General features: G+C 47.0%; 21 protein-coding genes. 5 read left to right on the top strand and 16 right to left on the bottom strand.

What is annotated here, in order from left to right:
• The first annotated feature begins 85 nt into the window (after nt 1-85).
• Nucleotides 86-1411, top strand: a complete 1326-nt coding sequence (locus L4D19_RS06105) for a PTS sugar transporter subunit IIC (RefSeq protein ID WP_428451687.1) — start codon at nt 86-88, stop codon at nt 1409-1411.
• 146 nt (nt 1412-1557) lie between these two features.
• A complete protein-coding gene (locus tag L4D19_RS06100; protein WP_428451686.1) occupies nt 1558-2139 on the top strand; it encodes a hypothetical protein in 582 nt (193 codons plus the stop codon).
• 59 nt (nt 2140-2198) lie between these two features.
• Here the strand turns inward: L4D19_RS06100 and L4D19_RS06095 are convergent, their stop codons facing one another.
• The 10 genes from L4D19_RS06095 to L4D19_RS06050 form a co-directional block, all read right to left on the bottom strand.
• On the bottom strand, nt 2199-3218 hold the full coding sequence (locus L4D19_RS06095; protein WP_428451685.1) for an adenosine deaminase: 1020 nt from the start codon (nt 3216-3218) through the stop codon (nt 2199-2201).
• A gap of 76 nt (nt 3219-3294) precedes the next feature.
• Nucleotides 3295-3573, bottom strand: a complete 279-nt coding sequence (locus tag L4D19_RS06090) for a molybdenum cofactor biosynthesis protein (protein WP_428451684.1) — start codon at nt 3571-3573, stop codon at nt 3295-3297.
• Nucleotides 3574-3927: 354 nt separating this feature from the next.
• On the bottom strand, nt 3928-4704 hold the full coding sequence (gene befA, locus L4D19_RS06085; protein ID WP_428451975.1) for a beta cell expansion factor BefA: 777 nt from the start codon (nt 4702-4704) through the stop codon (nt 3928-3930).
• Nucleotides 4705-4757: 53 nt separating this feature from the next.
• Nucleotides 4758-5291 carry a molybdopterin adenylyltransferase gene (gene mog / locus L4D19_RS06080; protein WP_075765793.1) on the bottom strand — a complete coding sequence of 178 codons (534 nt, stop codon included), beginning with the start codon at nt 5289-5291 and terminating at the stop codon, nt 4758-4760.
• 192 nt (nt 5292-5483) lie between these two features.
• A complete protein-coding gene (locus L4D19_RS06075; protein WP_428451683.1) occupies nt 5484-6209 on the bottom strand; it encodes a 3-ketoacyl-ACP reductase FabG2 in 726 nt (241 codons plus the stop codon).
• The gene (locus L4D19_RS06070) at nt 6206-6670 is read right to left on the bottom strand and encodes a hotdog family protein (RefSeq protein WP_428451682.1); all 465 of its coding nucleotides are present in this window, start codon (nt 6668-6670) and stop codon (nt 6206-6208) included. The genes L4D19_RS06075 and L4D19_RS06070 overlap by 4 nt, the downstream gene beginning before the upstream one ends.
• Entirely contained in the window at nt 6663-7895 is a 1233-nt protein-coding gene (locus L4D19_RS06065) for a beta-ketoacyl-[acyl-carrier-protein] synthase family protein (RefSeq protein ID WP_428451681.1), read from the bottom strand. The genes L4D19_RS06070 and L4D19_RS06065 overlap by 8 nt, the downstream gene beginning before the upstream one ends.
• Before the next feature lie 57 nt (nt 7896-7952).
• A complete protein-coding gene (locus L4D19_RS06060) occupies nt 7953-8381 on the bottom strand; it encodes an acyl-CoA thioesterase (protein WP_428451974.1) in 429 nt (142 codons plus the stop codon).
• Between the two features lie 49 nt (nt 8382-8430).
• Nucleotides 8431-8802, bottom strand: coding sequence for an ApeI family dehydratase (locus L4D19_RS06055; RefSeq protein ID WP_428451680.1), 372 nt, complete (start codon nt 8800-8802; stop codon nt 8431-8433).
• 18 nt (nt 8803-8820) lie between these two features.
• Complete coding sequence (locus L4D19_RS06050; RefSeq protein WP_428451679.1) at nt 8821-10296, bottom strand: AMP-binding protein; 1476 nt, start codon at nt 10294-10296, stop codon at nt 8821-8823.
• A 1037-nt stretch (nt 10297-11333) separates the two neighbouring features.
• Between L4D19_RS06050 and L4D19_RS06045 the strand changes: the two genes are divergently transcribed.
• Complete coding sequence (locus L4D19_RS06045; RefSeq protein ID WP_428451678.1) at nt 11334-13079, top strand: CHRD domain-containing protein; 1746 nt, start codon at nt 11334-11336, stop codon at nt 13077-13079.
• A 54-nt stretch (nt 13080-13133) separates the two neighbouring features.
• On the opposite strand, the gene L4D19_RS06040 is transcribed toward L4D19_RS06045, so the two are convergent.
• The 3 genes from L4D19_RS06040 to L4D19_RS06030 form a co-directional block, all read right to left on the bottom strand.
• Complete coding sequence (locus tag L4D19_RS06040) at nt 13134-13502, bottom strand: hypothetical protein (RefSeq protein WP_428451677.1); 369 nt, start codon at nt 13500-13502, stop codon at nt 13134-13136.
• A gap of 376 nt (nt 13503-13878) precedes the next feature.
• Entirely contained in the window at nt 13879-16983 is a 3105-nt protein-coding gene (locus tag L4D19_RS06035) for an efflux RND transporter permease subunit (RefSeq protein ID WP_428451676.1), read from the bottom strand.
• Entirely contained in the window at nt 16983-18062 is a 1080-nt protein-coding gene (locus L4D19_RS06030; RefSeq protein ID WP_428451675.1) for an efflux RND transporter periplasmic adaptor subunit, read from the bottom strand. The genes L4D19_RS06035 and L4D19_RS06030 overlap by 1 nt, the downstream gene beginning before the upstream one ends.
• 234 nt (nt 18063-18296) lie before the next feature.
• Here L4D19_RS06030 and L4D19_RS06025 point away from each other — a divergent pair, with 234 nt between their 5' ends.
• Nucleotides 18297-18992, top strand: coding sequence for a TetR/AcrR family transcriptional regulator (locus tag L4D19_RS06025; protein ID WP_428451674.1), 696 nt, complete (start codon nt 18297-18299; stop codon nt 18990-18992).
• Between the two features lie 95 nt (nt 18993-19087).
• Here L4D19_RS06025 and L4D19_RS06020 read toward each other — a convergent pair whose 3' ends face one another.
• From L4D19_RS06020 to L4D19_RS06010, 3 genes are all read right to left on the bottom strand, one after another.
• On the bottom strand, nt 19088-19951 hold the full coding sequence (locus tag L4D19_RS06020; protein WP_428451673.1) for a GNAT family N-acetyltransferase: 864 nt from the start codon (nt 19949-19951) through the stop codon (nt 19088-19090).
• 85 nt (nt 19952-20036) lie between these two features.
• Entirely contained in the window at nt 20037-20816 is a 780-nt protein-coding gene (locus L4D19_RS06015) for a ribonuclease H1 domain-containing protein (RefSeq protein WP_428451672.1), read from the bottom strand.
• A gap of 161 nt (nt 20817-20977) precedes the next feature.
• Nucleotides 20978-21886 carry a LysR family transcriptional regulator gene (locus tag L4D19_RS06010; RefSeq protein WP_428451671.1) on the bottom strand — a complete coding sequence of 303 codons (909 nt, stop codon included), beginning with the start codon at nt 21884-21886 and terminating at the stop codon, nt 20978-20980.
• 152 nt (nt 21887-22038) lie between these two features.
• On the opposite strand from L4D19_RS06010, the gene L4D19_RS06005 reads away from it, so the two are divergent.
• Nucleotides 22039-22587, top strand: coding sequence for a carboxymuconolactone decarboxylase family protein (locus L4D19_RS06005; RefSeq protein WP_428451670.1), 549 nt, complete (start codon nt 22039-22041; stop codon nt 22585-22587).
• The last annotated feature ends 59 nt before the right edge of the window (nt 22588-22646 follow it).

Genomic DNA, 22646 nt, shown 5'->3' with positions numbered 1-22646 from the left:
CAGTTGGCATATATATCCACATGCCAAAAACAATAGTGGAACGTGTAATAACAACTAATAACCCAATAACGTAGAAGGACCTACCATGTCTATTTTTTCAAAAACGATGGACTTTGTAGAAACAATAGTTTCTCCCATGGCGGCAAAGATATCTTCTCAACGCCACATCAACGCCATAAAGGATGGTTTTGTCGCTACAATGCCGTTCTTGATTGTCGGCTCACTGTTGCTGGTATTGGCTTACCCTCCCGGCGACGGTAACTTCTTTTTGGATGGCTGGCATGCACTGATAGACATCATTGGGCAGCAAAACATCCTGGCTCCTTTCCAAATAAGCATGGGTATCTTTGCCATCTATGCCGCATACAGTATTGGCTACAGCCTGGCTGAATCCTACGGCCTGAGAGCACTTAACTCTGGCTTGCTGTCAATGTTTACCTTCTTGCTAGCCGTTGCCCCGGTGCAGTTCATCGACAATGTCGGTGGCATAATGCCTATCACTAATATGGGAGGTACCGGTGCGTTTACAGCCATCTTATCCGGCTTGTTCGTCCCAGAGCTACAACGCTTCCTTAAAGCCAAGAATATCAGGCTCAACCTTCCTGAAGCTGTACCGCCAAAAATTTCTGCATCATTTGACTTGTTGATCCCCGTTATCGTTATCAGCATTATTGTCGCTGCAATCAATGCAGTGCTGGGTAATTATGATTTAAATATTCCATCGGCAATAATGGCTTTATTTGCCCCACTTATCTCTGCCTCAGATTCATATATTGCATGTCTATTTGCTGTCATTATGATTCAACTGCTATGGTTTGGTGGTATTCATGGTTCATCCGTTGTCGTTAGTGGTATTTTATATCCGATATTAATCATCAACCTTGGACTCAATCAAGACGCGCTAGCCGCTGGTGAAGAGCTTCCTAAGATATTCGTCAACCCGATCCTCGACTTTTTCATCTTTGTCGGTGGCGCTGGCGGTACATGGGGATTTGTTGTTCTTATGATGCGTTCTAAATCAACCCACCTTAAAACCATTGGCAAGATGTCAATTATCCCAAGCTCATTTAATATTAACGAACCCGTTATTTTTGGTACGCCTATCGTAATGAACCCTAACTATTTCATTCCCTGGATGCTTTCACCGATCGTGAATACCAGTATTGTATGGTTAGCTTTTAAAACAGAGATCATTTCAAAAATCATCGCCCTTCCACCCTGGACAATGCCGGCACCTATTGGTGCAGTCATTGCCACCAACTCAAGTACAGCTGCAATAGTTGTTGTATTGTGCGTTGCGGTCAGTGTCGTAATTTACTACCCCTTCTTTAAAATACACGAGAAGCAATTGCTAAAAGAAGAAAATGCGACCACTAACGAGACAACTGAACTGAAACCTTCAGAGGCATAAGAGGTTTTGGCCAGGAGAAACACATAACCTAATCTCCTACCGGCAGGGCCTTAACTCAAGGATAACCATATCGTTGAAAAGGTTCTGCCTTTCATGTTTCGACATGCGTATACTACCAGCAAGACATATCCTTTTTCTCGGGTACCATGACGCAACTACACAACGCGCTTCAACAAATGGGGCTTTCCGCGCTGGATTTCAGCGAACACGAGCATACTTTTCTCGATCAGTTTCTGAACATTAGTGCTCCTTTATTCGACAAAATCTGCCAGCATCGGCCAGACAAACCCAGTCATGATTTGATACTCGGGCTGTTGACCAAATCGCACCAAGAAGCACTCGATAACTTCCAGGCGACTGAACCTAAAACGGCTGAACTAAAAGCAATGTTCAGTGATAAAATCGGGGCCGAACATGCCGATAAGTTTACCGAGCTGAGCCATGATGAAGTTACTGTTATCTCAACTCTGTGGTTTATGGCACAAGGTTATACCGGCATTGATTATAGCTATGCCAATGATCATGCAGTGGAAATCGCAGAAAAGCTGAATAAAGATGCAACGGCCGAAACAAGGCAGGAAAAGACAGAACATTACCGAAATCGCTTCATGAAAGCCTATTACACTGGCATCGATTTTGCGCGTAAAGAATCTAAAACTAATACCCCTTCGGCTAATTTCGCTGAAGCCATCAAAAACGGTCTAAAACGATTGCTTGGTAAACGCTAACAAGTCGTTCCCCATCGCACTCCTGTTGATATAGCGCCTACCTAACACAGGTAGGCGTCTTAAATAATCGGTCTAAAATTCAGATCCAGATAATGCTGCAAGCGCGCATGGAGTGCCGCCTTCTCATCCGATGTAAGAAAGCTCGCCTCAATGGCATTAGAGCTAAAGTTAGCCATATCCTTTTTAGATAACTTAAACTCGTTAGCAACCGCCATGAAATTATCAATCATATAGCCATCGAAGAAAGCCGGATCATCGGAATTGATCGTGACACATACGCCCCTTTCAAGTAGGTCGGCAATATTGTGTTCGTTCATCGCCGAAAACACGCCCAGTCTGACATTCGACAAGGGACAAACAGTCAACGGGATACGCTTTGATACCAAGTGCTCGACCAGCTTTTCATCATCAGTACAACGCACCCCATGGTCAATTCTAGTAACTTGTAATTGCTCCAAAACGTGCCAGATATTATCAACAGGGCCATCTTCCCCGGCATGTGCAACGGTTAGAAAGCCAGCCTGTCTGGCCTTTTCAAACACCTGAGCAAACTTCTCGGGCGGATTTCCCACCTCTGATGAATCTAAACCAACAGCAATGATGTTATCTTTATATGGCATCGCTTGCTGCAATGTCTCCAACGCCTCATCTTGCGATAAATCCCGCTGGAAACACATAATCAAACGGCTAGTAATCTCCATTGTTGAACGTCCTTCTTGCAGGGCGCGACTAATGCCATTCACAACAGTTCCAAATGCAACGCCTCTTCGGGTATGAAGCTGGGGATCAAAAGAAATCTCGGTATGCACTACATGCTCTTCTTTGCACCGCTCTAAGTACGCCCATGTCAGATCATAGAAGTCTTGCTCGGTATTCAGTACTGAAACACCCAAGCTATACAGTGCGTAAAATGCTGACAAATCGCTAAAAGCATAGGCCGCACGAACATCTGCAATAGTTTGATATGGGATAGACACCTGATTCCGCTTTGCCAATTCCAGTATCATTTCAGGCTCTAATGTGCCTTCAATATGGAGGTGTAACTCAATTTTAGGCAGCGCTCGAATAAACCCTTCCATACACATCTCTCTCGATAATCGCTCGCTTTAAGATCATCTGAGTAATAGTGTAGTTGCTGAGCGGCATTAGCTGAGCTTAAAACTTATCGAGCCGACCTCGCATCATGAGCATGCCAAACAGAGACAGCACAATTCCGGTAGAGATAATGACCACGTTTTTATTTTTGGCTTCTGCAATAGCGTGCTCTGCGCTGAATGAGGAAAGCAAATCACCACCACCAGCGGCCAAAAACTGGTTCATATCCGAGAACACCTGCTCCTGGCCGAGCATACCGCCCAGTGACACGCCTCCCCACAATAATGAAAGCACACCAAGAAGAATTGATATCAGCCCCCAACTTCTTTTAACATCCATATTATTACCCATGTGAATAGATGAGACGAAAATAAGATAGCGATACCATGCTAAAACCTTGAAGAAAGCCTGAATAAATATCAGTTTGATATGCGCTATGAATTATCTAAAAAGAAAATGAGGACTAAATCAAAAGCAATTCACCAAGCTACGAGCCACCGCACTTAATGATAAAACTATTCTTTGTGGGGATGAGAAATTGCAGAGTTTTGTTGAGACAAGTAGTAATTATTAATTAAGGCAAAATAACCGAAAATAAATATAATAAACACATCTCACTCTTTAATTAATAGACAAACAAACCCTTCCGAATATAACCGGAGTAAGAGTATTGTGAATACAGTATTCCTCTATTTATTTAGTCGTCAAATCCGTATCTATCCAGTACTTAGAACCAGAGATATTGGCATCGAGCAACAGTCCCTTTTCATCAATCTGATAGATCGCCATTCCTCCATTGTATTTGGCTGTTAATTCCGCACTTTCGGTACCAGCGACAGCACCCATTTCGGATGTCGCTTCCCAACCATCGTCGACAAAACCGTCGAAGGTTTTCTGATCTTCAAACAAAATAACCTGCTGATAAAACTTTCCGCCAATCCCAGCAGCCAGCCCAGCCCCAAACATTTTCATGTAGGTACGCTGATCGGTTTTACGGTTCACGGCAACACCTGCACCTTGACTGGTATGAAGCATCAGAGAGAACTTGCGCGAATCAAAAACGGCATAGCCATAGGCGTTATCAAACAAAAGTTTGGCTGAGGGTTGCTCATTGAACAGTCGGACCAGCGCGGTATCAGACATCGTATCCAGGGCCAATCGTGCTTCTTCGGGGGTTTCAGGTTCCAGCATCTCATCGAGCTTGGCTTCACCGGCTTCAAGCCACTCTTTGCCCTTCTCGATAGAAGCATCAGTCCACTCACCGGCGGTATTAAACGCCTCCTCGCCCCAGCTTGATACCGAATCCCATGTCTCTTTCGAAAACTCCGAAACGCTATCCCAGGCTTTTTTTGAGCTCTCGCTAACTTTGCTGCCTATGTCCGAAGCGGTTTCTTTAAGCTTCTCCCAACTGGCATGTGCAGGCATCGCCAATAAGCTCATGGCAACAATAAGTGCTTTAACCTTCACGATATCTCTCCGAGTAATGCTGGCAACCCAAACGGCTACCAGCATATCAGTTACGATTACTTCTTTTTAGGACGGAAAGGCTTCATCACCTCTTCGTTACACTCAAGGTAAGGGCCTTCCATCAAATCAATACAGTAAGGTATAGCAGGGAAAACGGCATCCAGACATTCACGAATAGATTTAGGCTTACCCGGTAGGTTAACAATTAGGCTGTCGGCACGAAGACCTGCTGTCTGACGCGACAGAATTGCGGTAGGTACAAACTTCAACGACTCGGCACGCATCAGCTCACCAAATCCCGGCATCATGCGATCACAAACAGCCTCTGTTGCCTCAGGAGTAACATCACGCTTGGCCGGGCCAGTACCGCCTGTTGTCACAATCAGACTACAGTCTAGTTCATCGGCCATTTTGATTAGCGTCGCTTCGATAACGTCCTGCTCGTCAGGGATCACTTCGTAGACAGGCTCCCACTCCGACACAAGATAGTCGTTCAATGTTTCGATAATTGCCTTGCCCGAAATATCATCGTACACACCTGCACTCGCACGGTCGCTAACCGTCACAATACCAATTCTAGCTTTTGTCATTTGTTATCCCTCAGACCTACGTCTTGCTTGTTAGATAGAGCGATTACAAGCCGACAAGCTCTGCCGACTCGCAATACAATCACATTAAATGCAAGTTTAAGGAATATAGTGAGCGGGATAAACCTCTAAATCGAAAAAAACGTGCCCAAAAAGTGGTTTACTGTCTATCCCGTGCCAAAACTCAAGCTACTGCTATATCAACCCGCCGTTCACCGATATCACCTGGCGGGTAACATACGCAGCAACGTCTGACATCAGGTAGCCCACCAGCCCCGCGACTTCCTCTGGTTCACCCATGCGGCGCATCGGAATAATGGGTAGAGACTGCTCTTTGACATGCTCTTCCACCATGCCGGTATCAATGAGCCCCGGTGCCACACAGTTAACGGTGATTTTGCGTTTCGCCAATTCCAGTGCCAGTGATTTAGACGCTCCTATCACCCCGGCCTTGGCCGCACTGTAGTTCGTCTGGCCGCGGGTTCCCATAATGCCGGAGACCGATGCCAAAGTGACGATCCGCCCTCCCTTGCGCAGCTTAATCATAGGCATTACACAGGGGTGAAGGACGTTGTAAAAACCATCCAGATTAGTATGAACTACGCCGTCCCAATCATCTTCGCTCATTGCCGGGAACGCCGTATCGCGTGATATACCGGCATTGCTGACAACCCCATAATAAGCACCATATTCAGCAATATCAGCCTCAATAACGTCACGACATTGCTGGCGGTCTCGGATATCAAACTGGATCAGCCGCCCTTCCCCACCAAGTTGCCGGATCTCGGCCAGGGTTAATTCAGCCCCGGCGTGATCACCCATATAATGGACAACTATTGTAAAACCATCTTTAGCAAGCTGGATGGCAATAGCGCGTCCAATTCCTTTACTTGCGCCTGTCACTAGCACCTGACGAATCATATAGGGTCCTTTTTTATCGTTTGTTCCAACTTTTTCTTTGACGGTATAAATAAGTTCAACTGACTGCTGGCAAGCAAGTTCCCCTGATGTTCTATACGACAGGCAAACACAGCCATGCCGTTATTTTCCATCACTTGCTCGGCGTAGATATCCAGCACCTGATGTTCTTCAAAAGCACTGCATTCGGCCTGATAGCGACGACAACCAAGCAGAAACCCCACAGGGGATGCTTCTCCCCGCTTAGCCGCATGGTAGCCAGACCAGCCCGCCACAGTCTGCGCCATCAGCTCGACCCCGACAAAGCCGGGAATAACCCGGCTCTCGGTATCAAAAAACAGATTCTGCTCGCCTACGATCACCCTGCAATGAACATGGCTGTCGCCAACATCCACCAGCTCGTCAACCAGTGCCATCGGCGATTCATGAGGCAGCAACTGATGCAAGTGAGGATATTCAGCCATGAGCATACCCGAAGATTAAACTGATATTGTTTCCGCCGAAGGCAAACGAATTGCTCAGCAGCGCAGGTTCAACCAACGGTGTTCCAGGTTTAACCAATGCCACCGGTGCCAGTGACGGATCTATCTGGCCGTCATTCACCTGAAACGGCAGTGGCAACTGATAGCGAAGAACGTGCCAGCAAATGGCGGCTTCTACCGCACTCGCCGCCCCCAACGTATGCCCGGTAAGCGGTTTAGTTGAGCTGACGGGGGTATTGGCGCCGAATACACGGTGAATCGCCTTGGATTCCATGGCATCATTGAGCGGCGTCGATGTTCCATGGGCATTGATGTAGCCAATGCTCTCAGGCTTCAGGCCGGCATCATCAAGCGCCTTGCGCATTGCTTCCTCGGCACCATTACCTTCTGGATGCGGAGCTGAGATATGGTGGGCATCGGAGCTGTCTCCAGCTCCCAGCAACGCAATCGGCGGGACGTTTTTTGTATGCTCGGAGTCTTCTGTCGCCAGTGACAACAGCATAAACGCGGCCGCCTCACCAAGGTTTATTCCCTTGCGGTTTTCACTGAACGGGTTGCAGAATGTATCGGACATGGCCTCCAGACCACTGAAGCCGTTTAGCGTGAACTGGCACAATGAGTCACAGCCACCAACTATCACCGCATCCACCATACCAGCCTTGAGCAACCGCTTGGCAGAGATAAACACCCGTCCGCTCGATGAGCACGCTGTCGAAATCGTATATACAGGTCCGCTCAGGTCAAAATAGGCCGCGATAAACTCACCGAGGTTATTCGCTTCATGCACACTGTAATCAAAGTGCTCCGGCAATTGGCCAGACTCTAAGTTCTCTGTGAGCGCGATTTCAGTATCAGACGTTCCAGAGGTGCTGGTACCGGCGATGACGGCAACGCGATCACGGCCGTATTTATTAATTGCCTGCTGAATCGGATCGGCAATTTGCAGCAAGGCAGACAGTGCCAACCTATTATTATAAGCATTATAGATTTGAAGATTTTCGGGGATCTCGGGAAGTTCACCGGCCACTTTACCAATCACGGTATCTGCCCCGCTATTTAGCAAATTGGAGACCGGCTGCAATTGGGGGTGTGTTCCATCCCGAAGCCGCTGGTGAATATCCTGATGATTATCACCCAACGCTGAATTAAATCCACACCCGTGAATATAAACCGGTGTAGAGGTGTACTTCGCTATTTTCGTAGTCATTGCTATCCTTCGCTTATTATATCGACAACGCTTGTATTCAAGGCTCTCAATGAATCATTAGACGTGGGCGCTCAACGCCTCGACCTTGTCGGTGAACACGCGGGGTGAAGCCAGTCGCATTTCATCGTCATCAACACCCACGGCCACCTGCACGGTATGTGCCCGGCTCATCCGCTCGCCAGTCTTGGCATCTTGGATCACATAGTTAACCCGCAGTCGGTTCTCCCACTCCACCAAAGTTGCTATCACGCGGATTTCGTGATTAAAGGGGATCGCCCTGATGTACTTGATCTGTGCATCGATCACCGGCCAGGTATAGCCGGATACCTTCATCTCGCGGTAACCATATTGAAGCTTTTCCATTAACACCCGGCGAGCTTCCTCAAAGAAACGAAAGTAGTTACCGTGGTAGACAATCCCCATCGGATCGGCATCGTTGAAAGAGGTCACTAAGGTGACTTCTGCACTCAGTGCCGGGCTCTGCATTGAAATGGTGCCCATCGTTTTCTTCCTTACAACAAATACATCAAAACGGTTATTGCGCTGCTTCCAGCCTAATTTTTCCCGAAGAGTGAGTTACACGCTCTTCAGCTCTGTCGGTGACAGAATAAAAACTGAACTGCAACTTCCCTTTTTCCGCGAGCCAGTTCAGCGACAGCTCGACTATCGAGTCTGGCCTAATGGGTTCCTGAAATTTAATAGCTTCCATACCACCAAACTCGGAAGGCGTTTTTAATAAGGTCTTACCGTAGTAGATCGCCCAGTCAATTTGGGTGACACCGGGCAATAACGGGTAGGAAGGAAAGTGCCCCTGAAAATCAACGATATCGGCATCCACCTTGAGCCGAAGAAGGGCACTGCTGTTCGTAAGCTGGGTATCGATAACGGTCGGCTTGCGTTTATTCACTGTGACTGTGCTCATGAGTTATTTGAAAAACTTTTCCAGATCCCGGACCAGACGTTTCCCCTGGCTATTGAGCGGGATCTCTTCGACCTCCCGAAACCGGCGGGGGATCCCGACAGGTTCCAGCCAACGTCTTAACTGCTGTCGCACATCGAGCCAGAACTTCCCTTTGCCTATGGCCTGAATATGCTGCTGCCCTTCAGAAGTCAGAGTGATCACAGCAGCAAGCACCACTCGTCTGGAGCCGTCCACCGGCAAAACAGCCGCTTCTTCAACCCAACGTAACTGGCACAGGCGGCGCTCAACTTCAGTCAGGGAGATCCGCTTTTCTTCCACCTTTACAACCCGATCCGAGCGACCATTTAGGGCAAAGTGGCGCTCACCCATTAGTTGGCACTGATCACTGGTCTGATACCAATTATCCGGGTCGATAAAAGGCGAACAGACACGCAGGCAGCCATCGGCGTTAAGAGCTACATTAATGACATCAAAAACAGTCCATGACGTGCTCGCCTGATGCTGCTGACGATACGCAATTCCGCCAGTCTCCGTGCTACCAAACACTTCAATCGGAAGTTGACCAAATAAAGCATGGCTTTGCCTGGCAGCCGCTTCACTCAGCGGCCCGCCGGAAGAGAATACGGCGCGGTATGGGCGGGTGGTTTGTTCATCAAACAGGCGCTTAAGCAAAGCTGGACTGGTGATCAAAACCGTATTCGCGGTTGCCTGTGCCATCACCTGCTCCGGATAACTCAAGTCCTCCCGCCCAAACGGACGACCAGCACAAAGCGGCCATAGAACACGAAAAAGCAAACCATAGATATGCTGGTGAGAGACCGTGCTGACCACTATTGAATTGCTGATCAGATCGCCCCAGGTTTTCTCAAGCTCTACGATCTCGGCATTCACACACTCGAGCGTTTTGGTAACTGCTTTAGGCTGTCCACTCGAGCCGGAGGTAAACAAGGTAATGGCGACCTTATCCAAGGGTAATTCAGAAAGAGGCGGGAAAGTGTCGGGAGAAGAGGAATAATCGAAACCCTCGTTTGTTGGCTTTGTCTTTGAGACTAAGCCCAGCTCAGGGGTATGGGTAGCGTCAGCGTTAATTATCGAAGGCATCAACACTTGCTGACCAATGAACTTACACAATTCAAACCTGTCATGAAGCAAGACATCAAAATGAATGGCCAACTCAGCCAATGCGTCTTCCTGGTGATTGCCCGGTAAGATTATGTGCTTCTTGGCATAAGCTGCTGCTATAAAGGCAACAGCAAAATGGTAACTATCATCAAAACAAAGAGCCCATTTTTCTTGCGGACTCGCCACTAATTCCTGGGTTAACGCTTCTACGTCAGCTTTAAACTGAGACCAGCAAACAAAGGAATCGGAGCCGAAGGCAACACTACATTTGTCATCTCGTTCAGCGTTCATCAATACTGACAACGGGTAAAAAAGTGTCTCTGGCCTGCTCACCGCTTTTATATGTTGGATGTCCATATCCGCTTTCTTTTCACCTAGCTATACCACTGATTTATAAAGTGAGTTCAAGATATAGATACAACAAAAAACATGCAATATGACTCATATGATATACCCAGAGTTTATAGTTGTTTTTTCCTGTCATGCGATGGACTTCACCCTCTCTGCGGATATTCCTATGCCCATATTGATAAAACTGTTGTTTTGAATACGCTTTTCTCGGTCAATCATGAGGGCAAGGTATACCCTGTGAGCGTTATGGTGGTAAAAGGCAGAACACAGAGAAGAGGAGAATTCTGGATGTCATGTGAAAGCCAATTCTAAAAGTTCTAACTGAGTCACATTTTCGCAATAAGTATGAAGCACTCAAAAACAAAGATAAAAAAGGCCTTACCGCTGCATTCAGATGTCAATAGAGCAATAATCACAATCAAAATCATCTGATTGCATATAATCTTTCGTACCCCTAGGTTACTTGACAAGTTTCATATCAGCCTAAGTGACAACATTAAGGATTCCGATCCCCTGTCATTTCGGTATATTGAATCTAAGCCTTTGGGAACATTCGGATCTAGGGAGTGTATTCTCCCCGAAGTTGGAACCGACAGGTGACATCGTCACACCAAATCTCAGGTTCTTTATTGATGTTTTATTAATGTTGTAATCTTTGAAAAGGAGTTTAATTATGGCCAAGCGTGTATCGAACAAACGCATCAAAGAAATTCTGGACAATGCGAAATCTAAAAAGTAATCATTGAAAGCCTCCACCCCGGAGGCTTTTACCTTCTTGCTGTATTCAACTGAAATATTCCACAAATAAACACCAAAAAACCATAATTAATCAAAGCTGCAGCATGAGTGACTAATTAATAGTAAAAGGTTAATGAAAAAATATAGCCCCTCGCCCAAACGGTAACCATCTGTCTTTCCACTCGACTTTTAGAAAATTCCTCGCCCTCAAGATCTTCGCCTCACCACTAAGACCGAGAATCAAAACTGAGAATCCTCTCTCTGGCTACACTCCTGTTGGTATTAATACCGTATAGGAGCAACCCATGAGTAAAAGACTCTGCCTAGCAGGCATGTTGGCTTTATTTTCTCTACTCGGTTGTCAGGAAGAAGAGCTTACATTTGATGTAGCCCTTTCTGGCGATCAGGAAGTCCCGCCTGTTAATACGGAGTCACAGGCGACAGCCACAGTGACTTTATTAATAAGCAGCGGCGATGATGGTGATGGCGGCGATGGAAAAGACAATGATCTCGATTTAGATCTTGACCTAGATTTGGATCTGGATCTTGATCTGGACCTCGACCTTGATGGCGACACCAACAAACACTATGGTGACAACGACTCACAAGACTACGATGACACAAACTATAACGACGACTCTGACTACGGCCATAAAGATAAGGATGATGGTACTCCCCCAGATCCTGAGCCTGAACCGGATCCAGAACAAACCTACACCCTCAGCGCTGAACTCGATATCAGCATGGTAGAAAACGTACAGGCTGCTCATATTCACCAAGGCGGTATTGGCGAAAACGGCCCTGTTGCGTTTGAATTTATCGATAACGGCGACGGTACAATGTCCGTCGAAGCGACTGAAATCACCCAGGAGCAATCTGACGAGCTATTAGCCGGCCAGTGGTATATCAATGTTCACACTCTCGATAATCCTTCAGGTGAAGTCAGGGGACAGATAGTCGATAGCAATATCATCGTTATTGTCACCTTCAGCCTCGACGGTTCACAGGAGGTACCTCCTGTTGATTCCGAAGCATCGGGTACAGGCTATGCCACAGTAAATACTGATACCAACGAAGTTGAATTAACGGTAGTCACCGAAAATGCCGAAGATGCCACAGCAGCACATGTTCACGAAGGTTTCGTTGGCGAAAATGGAGATGTTGTCATTGAGCTAGTTCAGGGTGACTCACCTGGCGTATGGACAACCCCTGACGAGTCGATATTGGACGATGAGACACTTCAACGACTGGTTAGCGGCGGACATTACGTCAACGTTCACACACCTGCCAACCCACCAGGAGAAATTCGCGGCCAGATCCTCAGCAGCGATTTCACCCTCATTACCTTCTCACTGGATGGTGGCCAAGAAGTGCCTCCGGTCGAATCCGAAGCCAGCGGTAATGGTTACCTTACCTACAACAGTGCAACCGAAGAAGTCGACCTCAAGGTAATTACAACCGGTGCTGAAGATGCTGTTGCCGCCCACTTACACGAAGGGTTTGCGGGCCAAAACGGTGATGTGGTAACCGCTCTTGAGCAAGACGCAGAGGATCCGGGCAAATGGACAACATCTGAAGGTACGACATTAAGCAGTGATGTCATTGAGCAGCTGCTCAGTGGCGGTCATTATGTCAACGTCCATACTCCAGCCAACCCTCCGGGCGAAATTCGCGGACAGATTCTGACGGCGGACTTCACCTTGTTCATCTTCCCACTGGACGGTTCTCAGGAAGTCCCACCGGTAGAAACTGAAGCCTTCGGTACGGGTTACGCTACCTTCAATAGCGAAACCAACATACTTCAGGTTAACGTTGTGACTTCCGGCGTAGATGATGCTGAAGCCGCTCATGTTCATGAAGGGCCAATTGGTGAGAACGGTGATGTCGTCGTAGGCCTGGTTCAGGATCCCGATGATGTTGCCGTCTGGTCAACGCCTGAGGACACTGAACTTGATGACGACACTGCCGAGACGCTGCTCAGTGGCGGACACTATATCAATGTCCATACCCCGGCCAATCCTCCAGGCGAAATACGTGGACAAATAGAATAAGCAAGAACTGACTATTGATAATTGCCGTCGCTGGCTCTCAGCCTAGCGGCGGCTTTACTCTAACTCTGAGGTATCCCAATACACGTAAACAGATTCTTCCTGCAGCTTAAAAATCAGCCCTTTCTGCCCTAGCCCTGATTGTTTGTACACCGGGTAGCCCCTGCTATCTTTATAATTTCCGGGTGTATCTCCGACAGGTGTAAAATCATAGTAAACGCCGTCATCACGCTCGATAGTGATATAACCCTGACGCTGAGAAAAGACACACAGGTACTGTGCCGAAGGTTTATCCGAACCCGGCAGATGAATGTCGCATCGCGCATCTGTTGTATCAGCAAACGCCTGCGGCATACTCCCCAAAATCAGGACAGCCGCCAGTGATGCCTTTAGACCCACCCATCGTTTCCAGCAAAGCGCTTTCATACCTTCACCTCCTAGCACTTGAAGACAAGAATAAACCCACCTAACACAGGCGGGTTTATTCTAAGGTAGCACCTTTCAGGGAACACTGAGGACTACCTCACAACAGGAGTTGGCCAGTCATTATGTACAACCAAAAGCCCCTTGGGTTAGCTAATTGTGCAACGACATTAAAAAATCAAACAACTCGGGCAAAATATAGTATCCGAAAATAATGGATACCATTACTGTAATGCAAAGTACGGCAAACTCTGCAATGAAGCTCTTAATGCAACCCATAATATAACCAAGGCTTATCTTATTTTCATGTTGCATGAATATAATTCCCTATCAATCATAGAGAAGGTCAGGCGAAGTATTATTTTCGCCTGACCTCATGTTACGCAGTTTGAATCCTAAACGGTTGCTCTTCTTTCTGTTGTTTAATCGGAATACGGAACATAAGCGTATAAATGACGGGCAATATGACTAACGTAAAGACAGTCGCAAACAACAAACCAAAGATAATGGTTACCGCCATCGAAACAAAGAAGGCATCAAACAATAAAGGGAGCATCCCCAGCACAGTGGTGATTGCAGCCATACATACCGGCCTGACACGGCTTACTGTTGAGTCAAATACTGCATCAAACGGCAGCTTGCCACCAGCCAGCTCGGCATTAATCTGATCAACCAGCACAATACCATTCTTAATCACCATACCGCTCAGACTGAGCATCCCCAACATCGCCATAAAGCTTAGCGGTGCATCCAATACCAGCAAGCCAAACGAAATACCTATCAGTGATAATGGAACCGTGAACCAGATAACCAGTGGCTGACGAACGGAGTTAAATAGCAACACTGTTATCAAAAACATGGCCAAATATCCCATCGGTAAGGATTGTAAAACATTGCCCTGAGCTTCATTCGATGTTTTATATTCCCCACCCCACTCAAGCTCATAACCTGGCGGTAGTGGAATTGCTTCAACGTCGCTTTTAATAAGGTTCAGCACTTCATCTGTTGTCATACCCGCTTTAAGTGACGGGTTCGCCATCACGGTCAATATACGCTTCCGGTCACGGCGCATAATAATCGGATTTTCCCAAGAGGTAACAAAGTCGTCGACCACTTGGGTTACAGGCACAAACATACCAGTCTTATTACTCCAGACCTGGAGTTTATATAAACTGTCTGCATCTAGACGTTCGCTTTCCGGTGCCCTGGCAACAATAGGCAACAAATGGCTTTTCTCACGATAGATGCCGACCGGCTTGCCGCTAAAGTTAACCAGTAATGCATTGTCCAAATCGCTTTTACTGATGCCAAGCTCCGTTGCGTTAGCTAGGTTAAACTGAGGGCGAACAATGAGAGACTGATTTCTCCAGCTATGACGAATATTCTCAATGCTAGGCTCTTGATGCATTATCGCTTCTGTTTTCGCCGCTAGCTGGCGTAAAACCTCAGGATCATCGCCATAAAACATAGCTTCAATCTTGGCCGGAGGGTTTGGGCCATTTTCCAGTAACTTAATACCAAACTGCGCTTCAGGGTAAGTTTCGGTGAGGTAATCTGCCAATTTTATCGAACCGGCTTGTAACGACTCCAAATCATCCATTTCAATTATCAGCTGGGCATAAGCTTCATAAGCTTTCTCTGGCGTATAAGGCAATACAAAGCGCTGTGCTCCCTGACCGATAACCGCCGTCACATTCTTCAGCCCCACATTTTTTTCAGCCTGATACTGCAGTAACTCATTTTCAATCTGACTAATAAACTTCTCTGTGCTGATGATATCCGTTCCTTCCGGCAACCAGACATCGGCAAAAAATATCGGCGTATTCGATGGCGGAAAAAATACATTCTTAACATGTCCAAGACCGACTACAGCAGCCACCAGCATTGCCACTACAGTTGTGATAGTTAGCACTCTAAATCGAAGCGCAAAAGACAAAATCGCCTTGAACAGAGAGAAGAACCAGCCTTGATACAGTTCCTGATCATCACCTTCAGCAACACTGCCATCTTTGAACAGCACATTACACAAGAACGGGGTTATCGTGACTGCCGTGATCCAGCTTATAAATAATGAAATAAGCAGTACCCAAAAAAGCGTCCGACAAAACTCACCTGTCATATCTTCAGACAGCCCAATCGGTGCAAACGCAAGAATGGCAATAACGGTTGCTCCGAGCAGCGGCCATTGCGACTGTTTAACAACTTGCCCTGCCGCTTCATAGCGAGTTTGGCCTTTCTGGAGGCCAATCAGGATCCCCTCAGTAACGACGATTGCGTTATCGACCAACATCCCCAGCGCAATAATCAATGCACCTAATGAGATTAACTGAAGTTGAATTCCGAAGATGTACATGACAATGAAGGTGCCTAGTATCGTCAGAAGCAATACTGTCCCAATAAGCAAACCAGATTTCATTCCCATGAAGATCAGCAGCACAACGATAACGATAGCAACAGACTCAACAAGATTGATGATAAAGCCGGAAACAGACTCCTCAACCACGGCACCCTGGTCATAAATGGTGTTCAGCTCAATTCCAACAGGCTGCTCTGTTTCAAGCTCTGCTATTTTGGCGCGAAGACTTGCAGACACATCAACGACATTAATCCCTGAACGAAAGGAGATCCCCAAAGACAATGCCTTGCTACCATTGTTGTGATAAATCACCGAAGGCGTATCTGACAACGTCTTGTACACATCGGCAATATCGCCCAAATACACCAAATCAGAACTGCCTGGCGGGCTGATCAAAAGCTGCTTCATCTCACTAACACTGGCAAACTCCCCCGTCGGGTGAATACGGATACGATTATTCTCTCCGAAGATTTTGCCGGCATTGGAAACGACATTCATATTCTGAATCTGGCTATAAATAACCGCTTGATCTAGCCCAAGCGCAGTCAGTTTTTGCTGGCTTAGTTCGACCACAACCTGCTCTTGCGGTGCCCCAATAACAGAGACTTTCTTGACGCCATCGACCAGCACTAACTCACGACGCAAAAAGTCCGCATAATTCTCAAGCTCCCGGTAACTGTAGTCATTACCGGTAATGTTAATCAGAATTCCAAAAACATCTGAAAAGTCATCGATAATTATTGGTGCTTCCACACCGGTCGGCAGTTGTCCGGTCGTGTCGTTGACCTTTCTTCGCATTTCGTCCCAGATCTGAGGCAGAACAGCCGAATCATACTTATCCAGCATTTCGACCTCAATCTGAGACAGTCCGGCACTATTGGTCGATGTCACGTGCTTGATCTGAGACATTTGCTGCAGTGCATCTTCCAACGGCAAGGTGACTTCTTCTTCCACCTGTTCAGGCGATGCTCCTGGATAGGTCGTTATTATCAGGGCCTGTTTAATCGTGAATTCCGGAAACTCTAATTGCCCTAACCCGGTAAACGAAATGCTGCCACCAATCAGCATCAGCAGGATAAACATCCAGCTGATAACTTTATTTTTAATGCTGTATTGAGCAATGTTCATTACACACCTCTCTGCCACCGGAGAGGCTTCACTTCCGAGTTCTCAGTTAACTGACTACTACCTGCGATAACAACCTTGTCGCCATGCTTCAGGCCTGACAGGATTTCGACACCATCACTCTTCACTCGACCGAGTGTTACCATGCGGCGTTCAAGCTTTTCGAGTTCAGTGTCATAAGACCAAACGAGTGTCTCGCCACTATCGTCATCATTCACCACCGCCGCTACCGGTATAACCGCAATAACATTTGAAGACTCTGAAGAGTTGAGAAGCAGCTCGGCACTCATCCCTGGCAATACGTTCAGCCCTGCAGGCTGGCTTAAGGTAAATGTCACCTGGTATGCCTGTGTTCCTGGACTGATTTTACTGGCATGTTCTTTATAGGTAACCGGATAGGTAGCTGCACTCCCGCTGAATCTGACTTTAGGCTGGTTACTGCTCTGCCATTGGTTGTCGTTCATATCAATAAGCATGGACTCAGGCATCTGAATGGTAACATCCAGTTGCTTTTCGGATTGCAGCGTGAGTACTGTTTGACCAGCCTGTATCATCTGGTGGTTATCCAATGACACTTGTGCAATGACGCCTGAGAACGGAGCTTCTATTCGGGTATACTGCAGGTTATCTTTCGCCGACTGCAATGACGCTTTTGATGCCTTAAAAGACGCACTTGCAATATCAAATTCCGACTTAGATATCAGTTTCTTTTTCAGTAGTTCCCGCTTACGCTTGTAGTCAAGATCTGCAAGCTCATAGTTTGACTCTGCGTTGAGCATCGTGTTTTTAGCATCTCGCGCGTCCAATTGCGCAAGCAACTGCCCTTTCTTGACCCGCTGACCTTCTATTAAATTAAGAGACACCAGCTGGCCGTTAATTCTGAATGCCAAATCAGCCTGTTGATGAGCCTCTATTTTGGCCGGAAAAATTCGAGACTGCTCTGAACCTGTATTCTGTATAGTCAACAGCTTTACAGGCCGAACTACGGGGGCCAAACTAGTCGAACTTTCTGCTGAATAACAACCGCTTAACAGCATAGTGGTTAGCAATACCACAGCTGCAGCTCTATGTTCACTTCTCATATCACCCTCAATACAAACACTAAAAATCAACCCATTAACACCAGCAAGAAATAAAACCCATTCAACATTTCAAGAGCCATCCGTAGCCTATGAAACTCGCTTTGTGCTTTTTTATTAAAATCAAAACCACCAGTCATATTGTGACCATCAGTCACGCTTGGGCGATTGAGATAATATGACCAGCGGTCACGAAACTCAAGAAATACTTGGTAATATTTTCAATTTGGACTTTTTATGACTGTTAGTCATAATGAGCAGGGAATTTGTTTTTATTGGATAATTATGGCTTTATCAGACCGCAAAAGGCGTCAATTTGAGCAGCGTGAACGTGAAATCTTAGACGTTGCCTTGGAACTGTTCTCTCAGGCGGACTGGGAGTCCGTAACAATAGAGAAAATTGCACGTGCTGCAGACATTGGCAAAGGAACAATTTATAAACATTTTTCCAGTAAAGACGAGATACTCTTTCGGCTCACAATGCAATTCGAAAATGGATTGTTCAGCCACTTAACAAGCGATTACGAAATCGTTGATGATGATTTATTACGCTACATGCGCTCCATAATTCAGGGGGCTCTCCAGTACCACCGACATCATAAGCAATATCGGTATGTCGTGGAGTATGTTCACTGCGCTGCATTTAAAGAGCGCATTGACCATTCATGGTTTGAAGTGATGGACTCCTTGAATAAACGCTATGAAGAATGGTTTGGCCCGATGTTACATGAAGCGATGAATAGAGGGATAATTACAAAGCGTTCATTCAGAGATGTATACATAGGTTTTTATACAAGCCTACAGGGCTCTGTTAACATGATCTGGGCAGAGAAAGACTGGATGATGGCTCAACCAAGCGAGCACCTGATTACTATCATTACAGACTTTATTATGGCTGGAATCATTGGTAACCCTAAAGCACAAAATCAGTAATCACTATTCACTCCCTGAACCTGTCATTCTCTCTTGTTAACAAAGGCAAACATACTGTGTTTGCCTTTATTCACACACAGAGTTTGGCTAAAGAATCAACCAAGCTCAAACGTCGTCACCCCGAAGATTCGATCCAGCGGTAAATCTGGAAATTCCTTGGTATACATACGAGCCGTTTTGAACACCGGTGTCATCGTATATTTCTCGGCGAGTGCAACAGCGTTTTTATTGAGTTCGGGTACATCGAGATAAACCAAGTCGGAGGGTTTTGCCTTGGCCTTAAGAGCAAGAAACAGCTCCTCCGCCAATTCTGTATCCTCGGCCAGAAGCGGGCCAACCTTATAACCAGAGCGACAAGGACGGATCACGCCGTAGCCTGCTAATTGCCCATCACGTTCAACCCCGATGGCGTAGGATCCTTCCTGCTTGATCCAATGCTTCAAAAATTCCGTTCGCTCTGCAGGAAAAAACGATTGATCGTAGGCATCAATACGTTCAAACGGGAGATCCGAGAGATCGACCAGCCCTTCGACTGCTGGCGCATTTCCTCCTCCCTGCCCTTCATAGCGAATATTACCGTATGCCAATTTAAAACCAGACTTTTTATAGTTGCCCTGTTGATCCTCAACCCCATCAAGCCCGATATTTCGCCCCGCCAGGTATTCAAGGCCCGCTTTCCATATCTGCAGTCCGTAGCCTTGGCCGCGATACTCGGGCTTAACAATGTAAAAACCAAGAAAGCCAAACGAATCGCCGTATTTAACAACGGATATCGAAGCTATGGGCTCTCCGTCTAGTAAACCGACAAGAAAACCATTCAGATCTGCATTTCGAAACGAGTCGGCATCATGTAAGCCAGGGTTCCATCCCTCCTGCGCCGCCCACTCGATGGCAAGGTCCAGCTGCTCTGGTGTCATCACTTGGATTCGATATTGTTTGTCTGCCATGATTCCCTCCATAGATCCCAATGCACATTAGTAATCAGCAATTATCGAATTATAATAAAGTTCTTGCGTGTCCGTTTTACAAAGTAGTACAGGTTAATCAGCCCGCTCTTAGCGCAAGTATCGCCTCAATATCCAGCGGCTCCCTATAGCGGCAAAAGTCAGTATCCCGTCGGTCTACAGCCAGTACAGACATACGATCGGCAAGCTCGTTGCCCTCAATACCGGCATGGCCTTTTACATGGGACAGGGTTATCACATCCTTGAGAGAAAGATACAGCTCATGGGAAGCCTGAATAATTTCCAGATTTTTGATATCACCCGGCTCTTTGCGCTGCCAACCTTTTTTCTTCCAACTATGGGCCCACACCGAGATACAGTTAATCGAATAAACAGAATCACTCAATACCTGCACAGACTTCCCTTTGGCAACATTTTCTTTGGCAATAAGCAGAGCCTGATAGAGCGCATTGAGCTCAGCGCTGTTATTGGTGCCGTTAGGATTATACAGACCGTACCAAAGCTCTATAAGGCGGTTGTCGCTGTATACGGCAACACCTGATCCCGCTTCTCCGGGGTTTGGATCACAAGCCCCGTCACTGTAGATACTAATATCGAAGTCCGACATTTCCGGTTTAACAATTGTGGCTACAGTCTGCTTCTTAGTCGGTTCCTTTGTAACCTTTTTATTAGTACCTGGTGACCGTTTAGATTTATGGGAAGCCACACCGGAACTGAAGGCATTTTCCGCTTCTTCCCGCGTCTTAAATGACTTGTATTTGGCCTGTGGGTATTTATCTACGAGCTTCTTGGTGTAGTCCCAGCTTGTAAACACCCCGGTTTCCCGCCCCACCCATACAACATAAAATTTTTGTACCATTTATTTTTCCAGTCTCTGATATGTACAACGTGCTCGAAGCACGCTACAGCGAAGGTGTAACCAGGTAGAAACAAGAGTCCCTTACCAAATAATATCTTTGCAACAAGGTTAATGATTCATAGATAACTATCAGTAACTTCACGCTAGTAACGTGGAGTGTATCAACACTTTGAGCTTAGTGCCGCATCACTTCTTAACCGCTGCGCCAGCATATCAATAAAGGATCTCACTTTAACGGAAGCATAGCGCCCTTCCCTGTGCACTATATGTACAGGGCGCGGCTTCAATTCATGCTCAGAAAGCAATACTTTCAGGCTTCCGTCAGCTATATGGCTTGCCACCTGATAGGACAGAACACGGGTGATTCCCAATCCTTGTACGGCAGCTTCTATCGCGGCATCATTAGTCGTCACAGTGAGGCGCGGCTGTAGCCTGATCGACTGCTCTCCTCTTGGAGATGTAAATCGCCAACCTATTGCAAAATTACCCGCACTGGACGCGATAACAGCGTGATGTTGAAGTTCACTCGGAATCTCCGGCTCACCATGTCGTTCAAGATAATCTGGCGATGCCACCACCACCATACGAACAGTGCCGACTCTCAGCGCGCGCATACTTGAATCTGGCAGCTCACCAATACGAACACCAACATCCAGTCCTTCCTCAACCAGACTGACAACCCGATCAAGGAATGTGGCATCCACTTTCATCTCCGGATAACGCTGAAGGTATTCAACAATGCCTGGCATGACAAACATTCGGCCAAACAGGACCGGTGCCGTTACCGCAAGGTGCCCTCTTGGCTCTGCATTTATTCCGGCCGCGGCTTCATCAGCCGCTTCAACCTCAGCCAATAATCGCCGAGCATCTTCTAGGTAGCGCTCCCCCGCCTCGGTAGTACGGACATAACGCGTAGTTCGGTTCAGCAGTTTAACGCCCAGCCGCTCTTCCAGGGCTGCTACGGTACGAGTAACCGCTGGCGGGGACATTTGCAGCCGCCGGGCTGCCGCGGCAAACCCCTCTTCCTCGGCGACAGCCTGAAACACCTGCATCTGATGAAAGCGATCCATACATAATTCCACTAAATGAAATAATCAATTGTCTTTAGAGGATATTCTTTAATTTAACGAAATCAACCATAGTTACCTTATTCGATGCCCACTCGCCTCTGACGCAACACAGCAAGGCAAACACAACAAGCATCTTTCAACATGAGGAAACAATGATGAATCGTATTACCGCAATCGAACGTAACCACGCCAGCAATGAGCAAATTGCGCTATTGGACGCTATCCAGGAACAGCTCGGGATGGTACCCAACTTTCTGAAAGTGTTCGCCAACTCACCCGCTGCACTGCGCGCCTTCCTCGGTTTACACGGTATTGCCGGAGAGGGCAGCCTGGACGCACAAACCCGGGAGCGAATTGCTCTTGCCATCGCCCAGCAAAACGAGTGTCAGTACTGTGTTTCGGCCCACTCAGCTATCGGCCTCAAAGCGGGACTCAATAGCGCTGAGATCGAAGTTAATCGTGCTGGCTCCAGCCAAGATGCAAAAGCGGCAGCAGCCGTAAAATTTGCCAAGGCACTGGCCGAACACAATGGTGAGGTCACCACTGCCGAGTTGCAGGCTGTGCGAAATGCCGGTTACAGCGAGTCCGATATAGTGGAAATTATCACCCATGTCGGCATGAACATACTGACCAATATTCTGGGTAAAGCCAGTCGGGTCGATATCGACTTTCCAAAAGTCTCACTCCGTCAGGCGTCCTGATCCCACTCTCGCCGTGACTCGCCAATGTAGCGGCGCGATTCAACTCCGCAAGTAAATCT

It is taken from the genome of Photobacterium kasasachensis, from assembly GCF_050336885.1.
Classification (GTDB): Bacteria; Pseudomonadota; Gammaproteobacteria; order Enterobacterales; family Vibrionaceae; genus Photobacterium; species Photobacterium kasasachensis.
Note: the sequence above shows the minus strand (reverse complement) of the source record. Positions and strands in the feature narration are given on the sequence as shown.

What these genes read in the sequence shown, in the direction of transcription:
- L4D19_RS06070 (WP_428451682.1), bottom strand. Translation starts at nt 6,670, where the DNA reads ATGGCTGAATATCCTCACTTGCATCAGTTGCTGCCTCATGAATCGCCG.
- L4D19_RS06005 (WP_428451670.1), top strand. Translation starts at nt 22,039, where the DNA reads ATGATGAATCGTATTACCGCAATCGAACGTAACCACGCCAGCAATGAG.
- L4D19_RS06065 (WP_428451681.1), bottom strand. Translation starts at nt 7,895, where the DNA reads ATGACTACGAAAATAGCGAAGTACACCTCTACACCGGTTTATATTCAC.
- L4D19_RS06040 (WP_428451677.1), bottom strand. Translation starts at nt 13,502, where the DNA reads ATGAAAGCGCTTTGCTGGAAACGATGGGTGGGTCTAAAGGCATCACTG.
- L4D19_RS06035 (WP_428451676.1), bottom strand. Translation starts at nt 16,983, where the DNA reads ATGAACATTGCTCAATACAGCATTAAAAATAAAGTTATCAGCTGGATG.
- mog (WP_075765793.1), bottom strand. Translation starts at nt 5,291, where the DNA reads ATGACAAAAGCTAGAATTGGTATTGTGACGGTTAGCGACCGTGCGAGT.
- L4D19_RS06045 (WP_428451678.1), top strand. Translation starts at nt 11,334, where the DNA reads ATGAGTAAAAGACTCTGCCTAGCAGGCATGTTGGCTTTATTTTCTCTA.
- L4D19_RS06095 (WP_428451685.1), bottom strand. Translation starts at nt 3,218, where the DNA reads ATGGAAGGGTTTATTCGAGCGCTGCCTAAAATTGAGTTACACCTCCAT.
- L4D19_RS06025 (WP_428451674.1), top strand. Translation starts at nt 18,297, where the DNA reads ATGACTGTTAGTCATAATGAGCAGGGAATTTGTTTTTATTGGATAATT.
- L4D19_RS06075 (WP_428451683.1), bottom strand. Translation starts at nt 6,209, where the DNA reads ATGATTCGTCAGGTGCTAGTGACAGGCGCAAGTAAAGGAATTGGACGC.
- L4D19_RS06060 (WP_428451974.1), bottom strand. Translation starts at nt 8,381, where the DNA reads ATGCAGAGCCCGGCACTGAGTGCAGAAGTCACCTTAGTGACCTCTTTC.
- L4D19_RS06050 (WP_428451679.1), bottom strand. Translation starts at nt 10,296, where the DNA reads ATGGACATCCAACATATAAAAGCGGTGAGCAGGCCAGAGACACTTTTT.
- L4D19_RS06100 (WP_428451686.1), top strand. Translation starts at nt 1,558, where the DNA reads ATGACGCAACTACACAACGCGCTTCAACAAATGGGGCTTTCCGCGCTG.
- L4D19_RS06105 (WP_428451687.1), top strand. Translation starts at nt 86, where the DNA reads ATGTCTATTTTTTCAAAAACGATGGACTTTGTAGAAACAATAGTTTCT.
- L4D19_RS06090 (WP_428451684.1), bottom strand. Translation starts at nt 3,573, where the DNA reads ATGGATGTTAAAAGAAGTTGGGGGCTGATATCAATTCTTCTTGGTGTG.
- L4D19_RS06010 (WP_428451671.1), bottom strand. Translation starts at nt 21,886, where the DNA reads ATGGATCGCTTTCATCAGATGCAGGTGTTTCAGGCTGTCGCCGAGGAA.
- L4D19_RS06030 (WP_428451675.1), bottom strand. Translation starts at nt 18,062, where the DNA reads ATGAGAAGTGAACATAGAGCTGCAGCTGTGGTATTGCTAACCACTATG.
- L4D19_RS06015 (WP_428451672.1), bottom strand. Translation starts at nt 20,816, where the DNA reads ATGGTACAAAAATTTTATGTTGTATGGGTGGGGCGGGAAACCGGGGTG.
- L4D19_RS06020 (WP_428451673.1), bottom strand. Translation starts at nt 19,951, where the DNA reads ATGGAGGGAATCATGGCAGACAAACAATATCGAATCCAAGTGATGACA.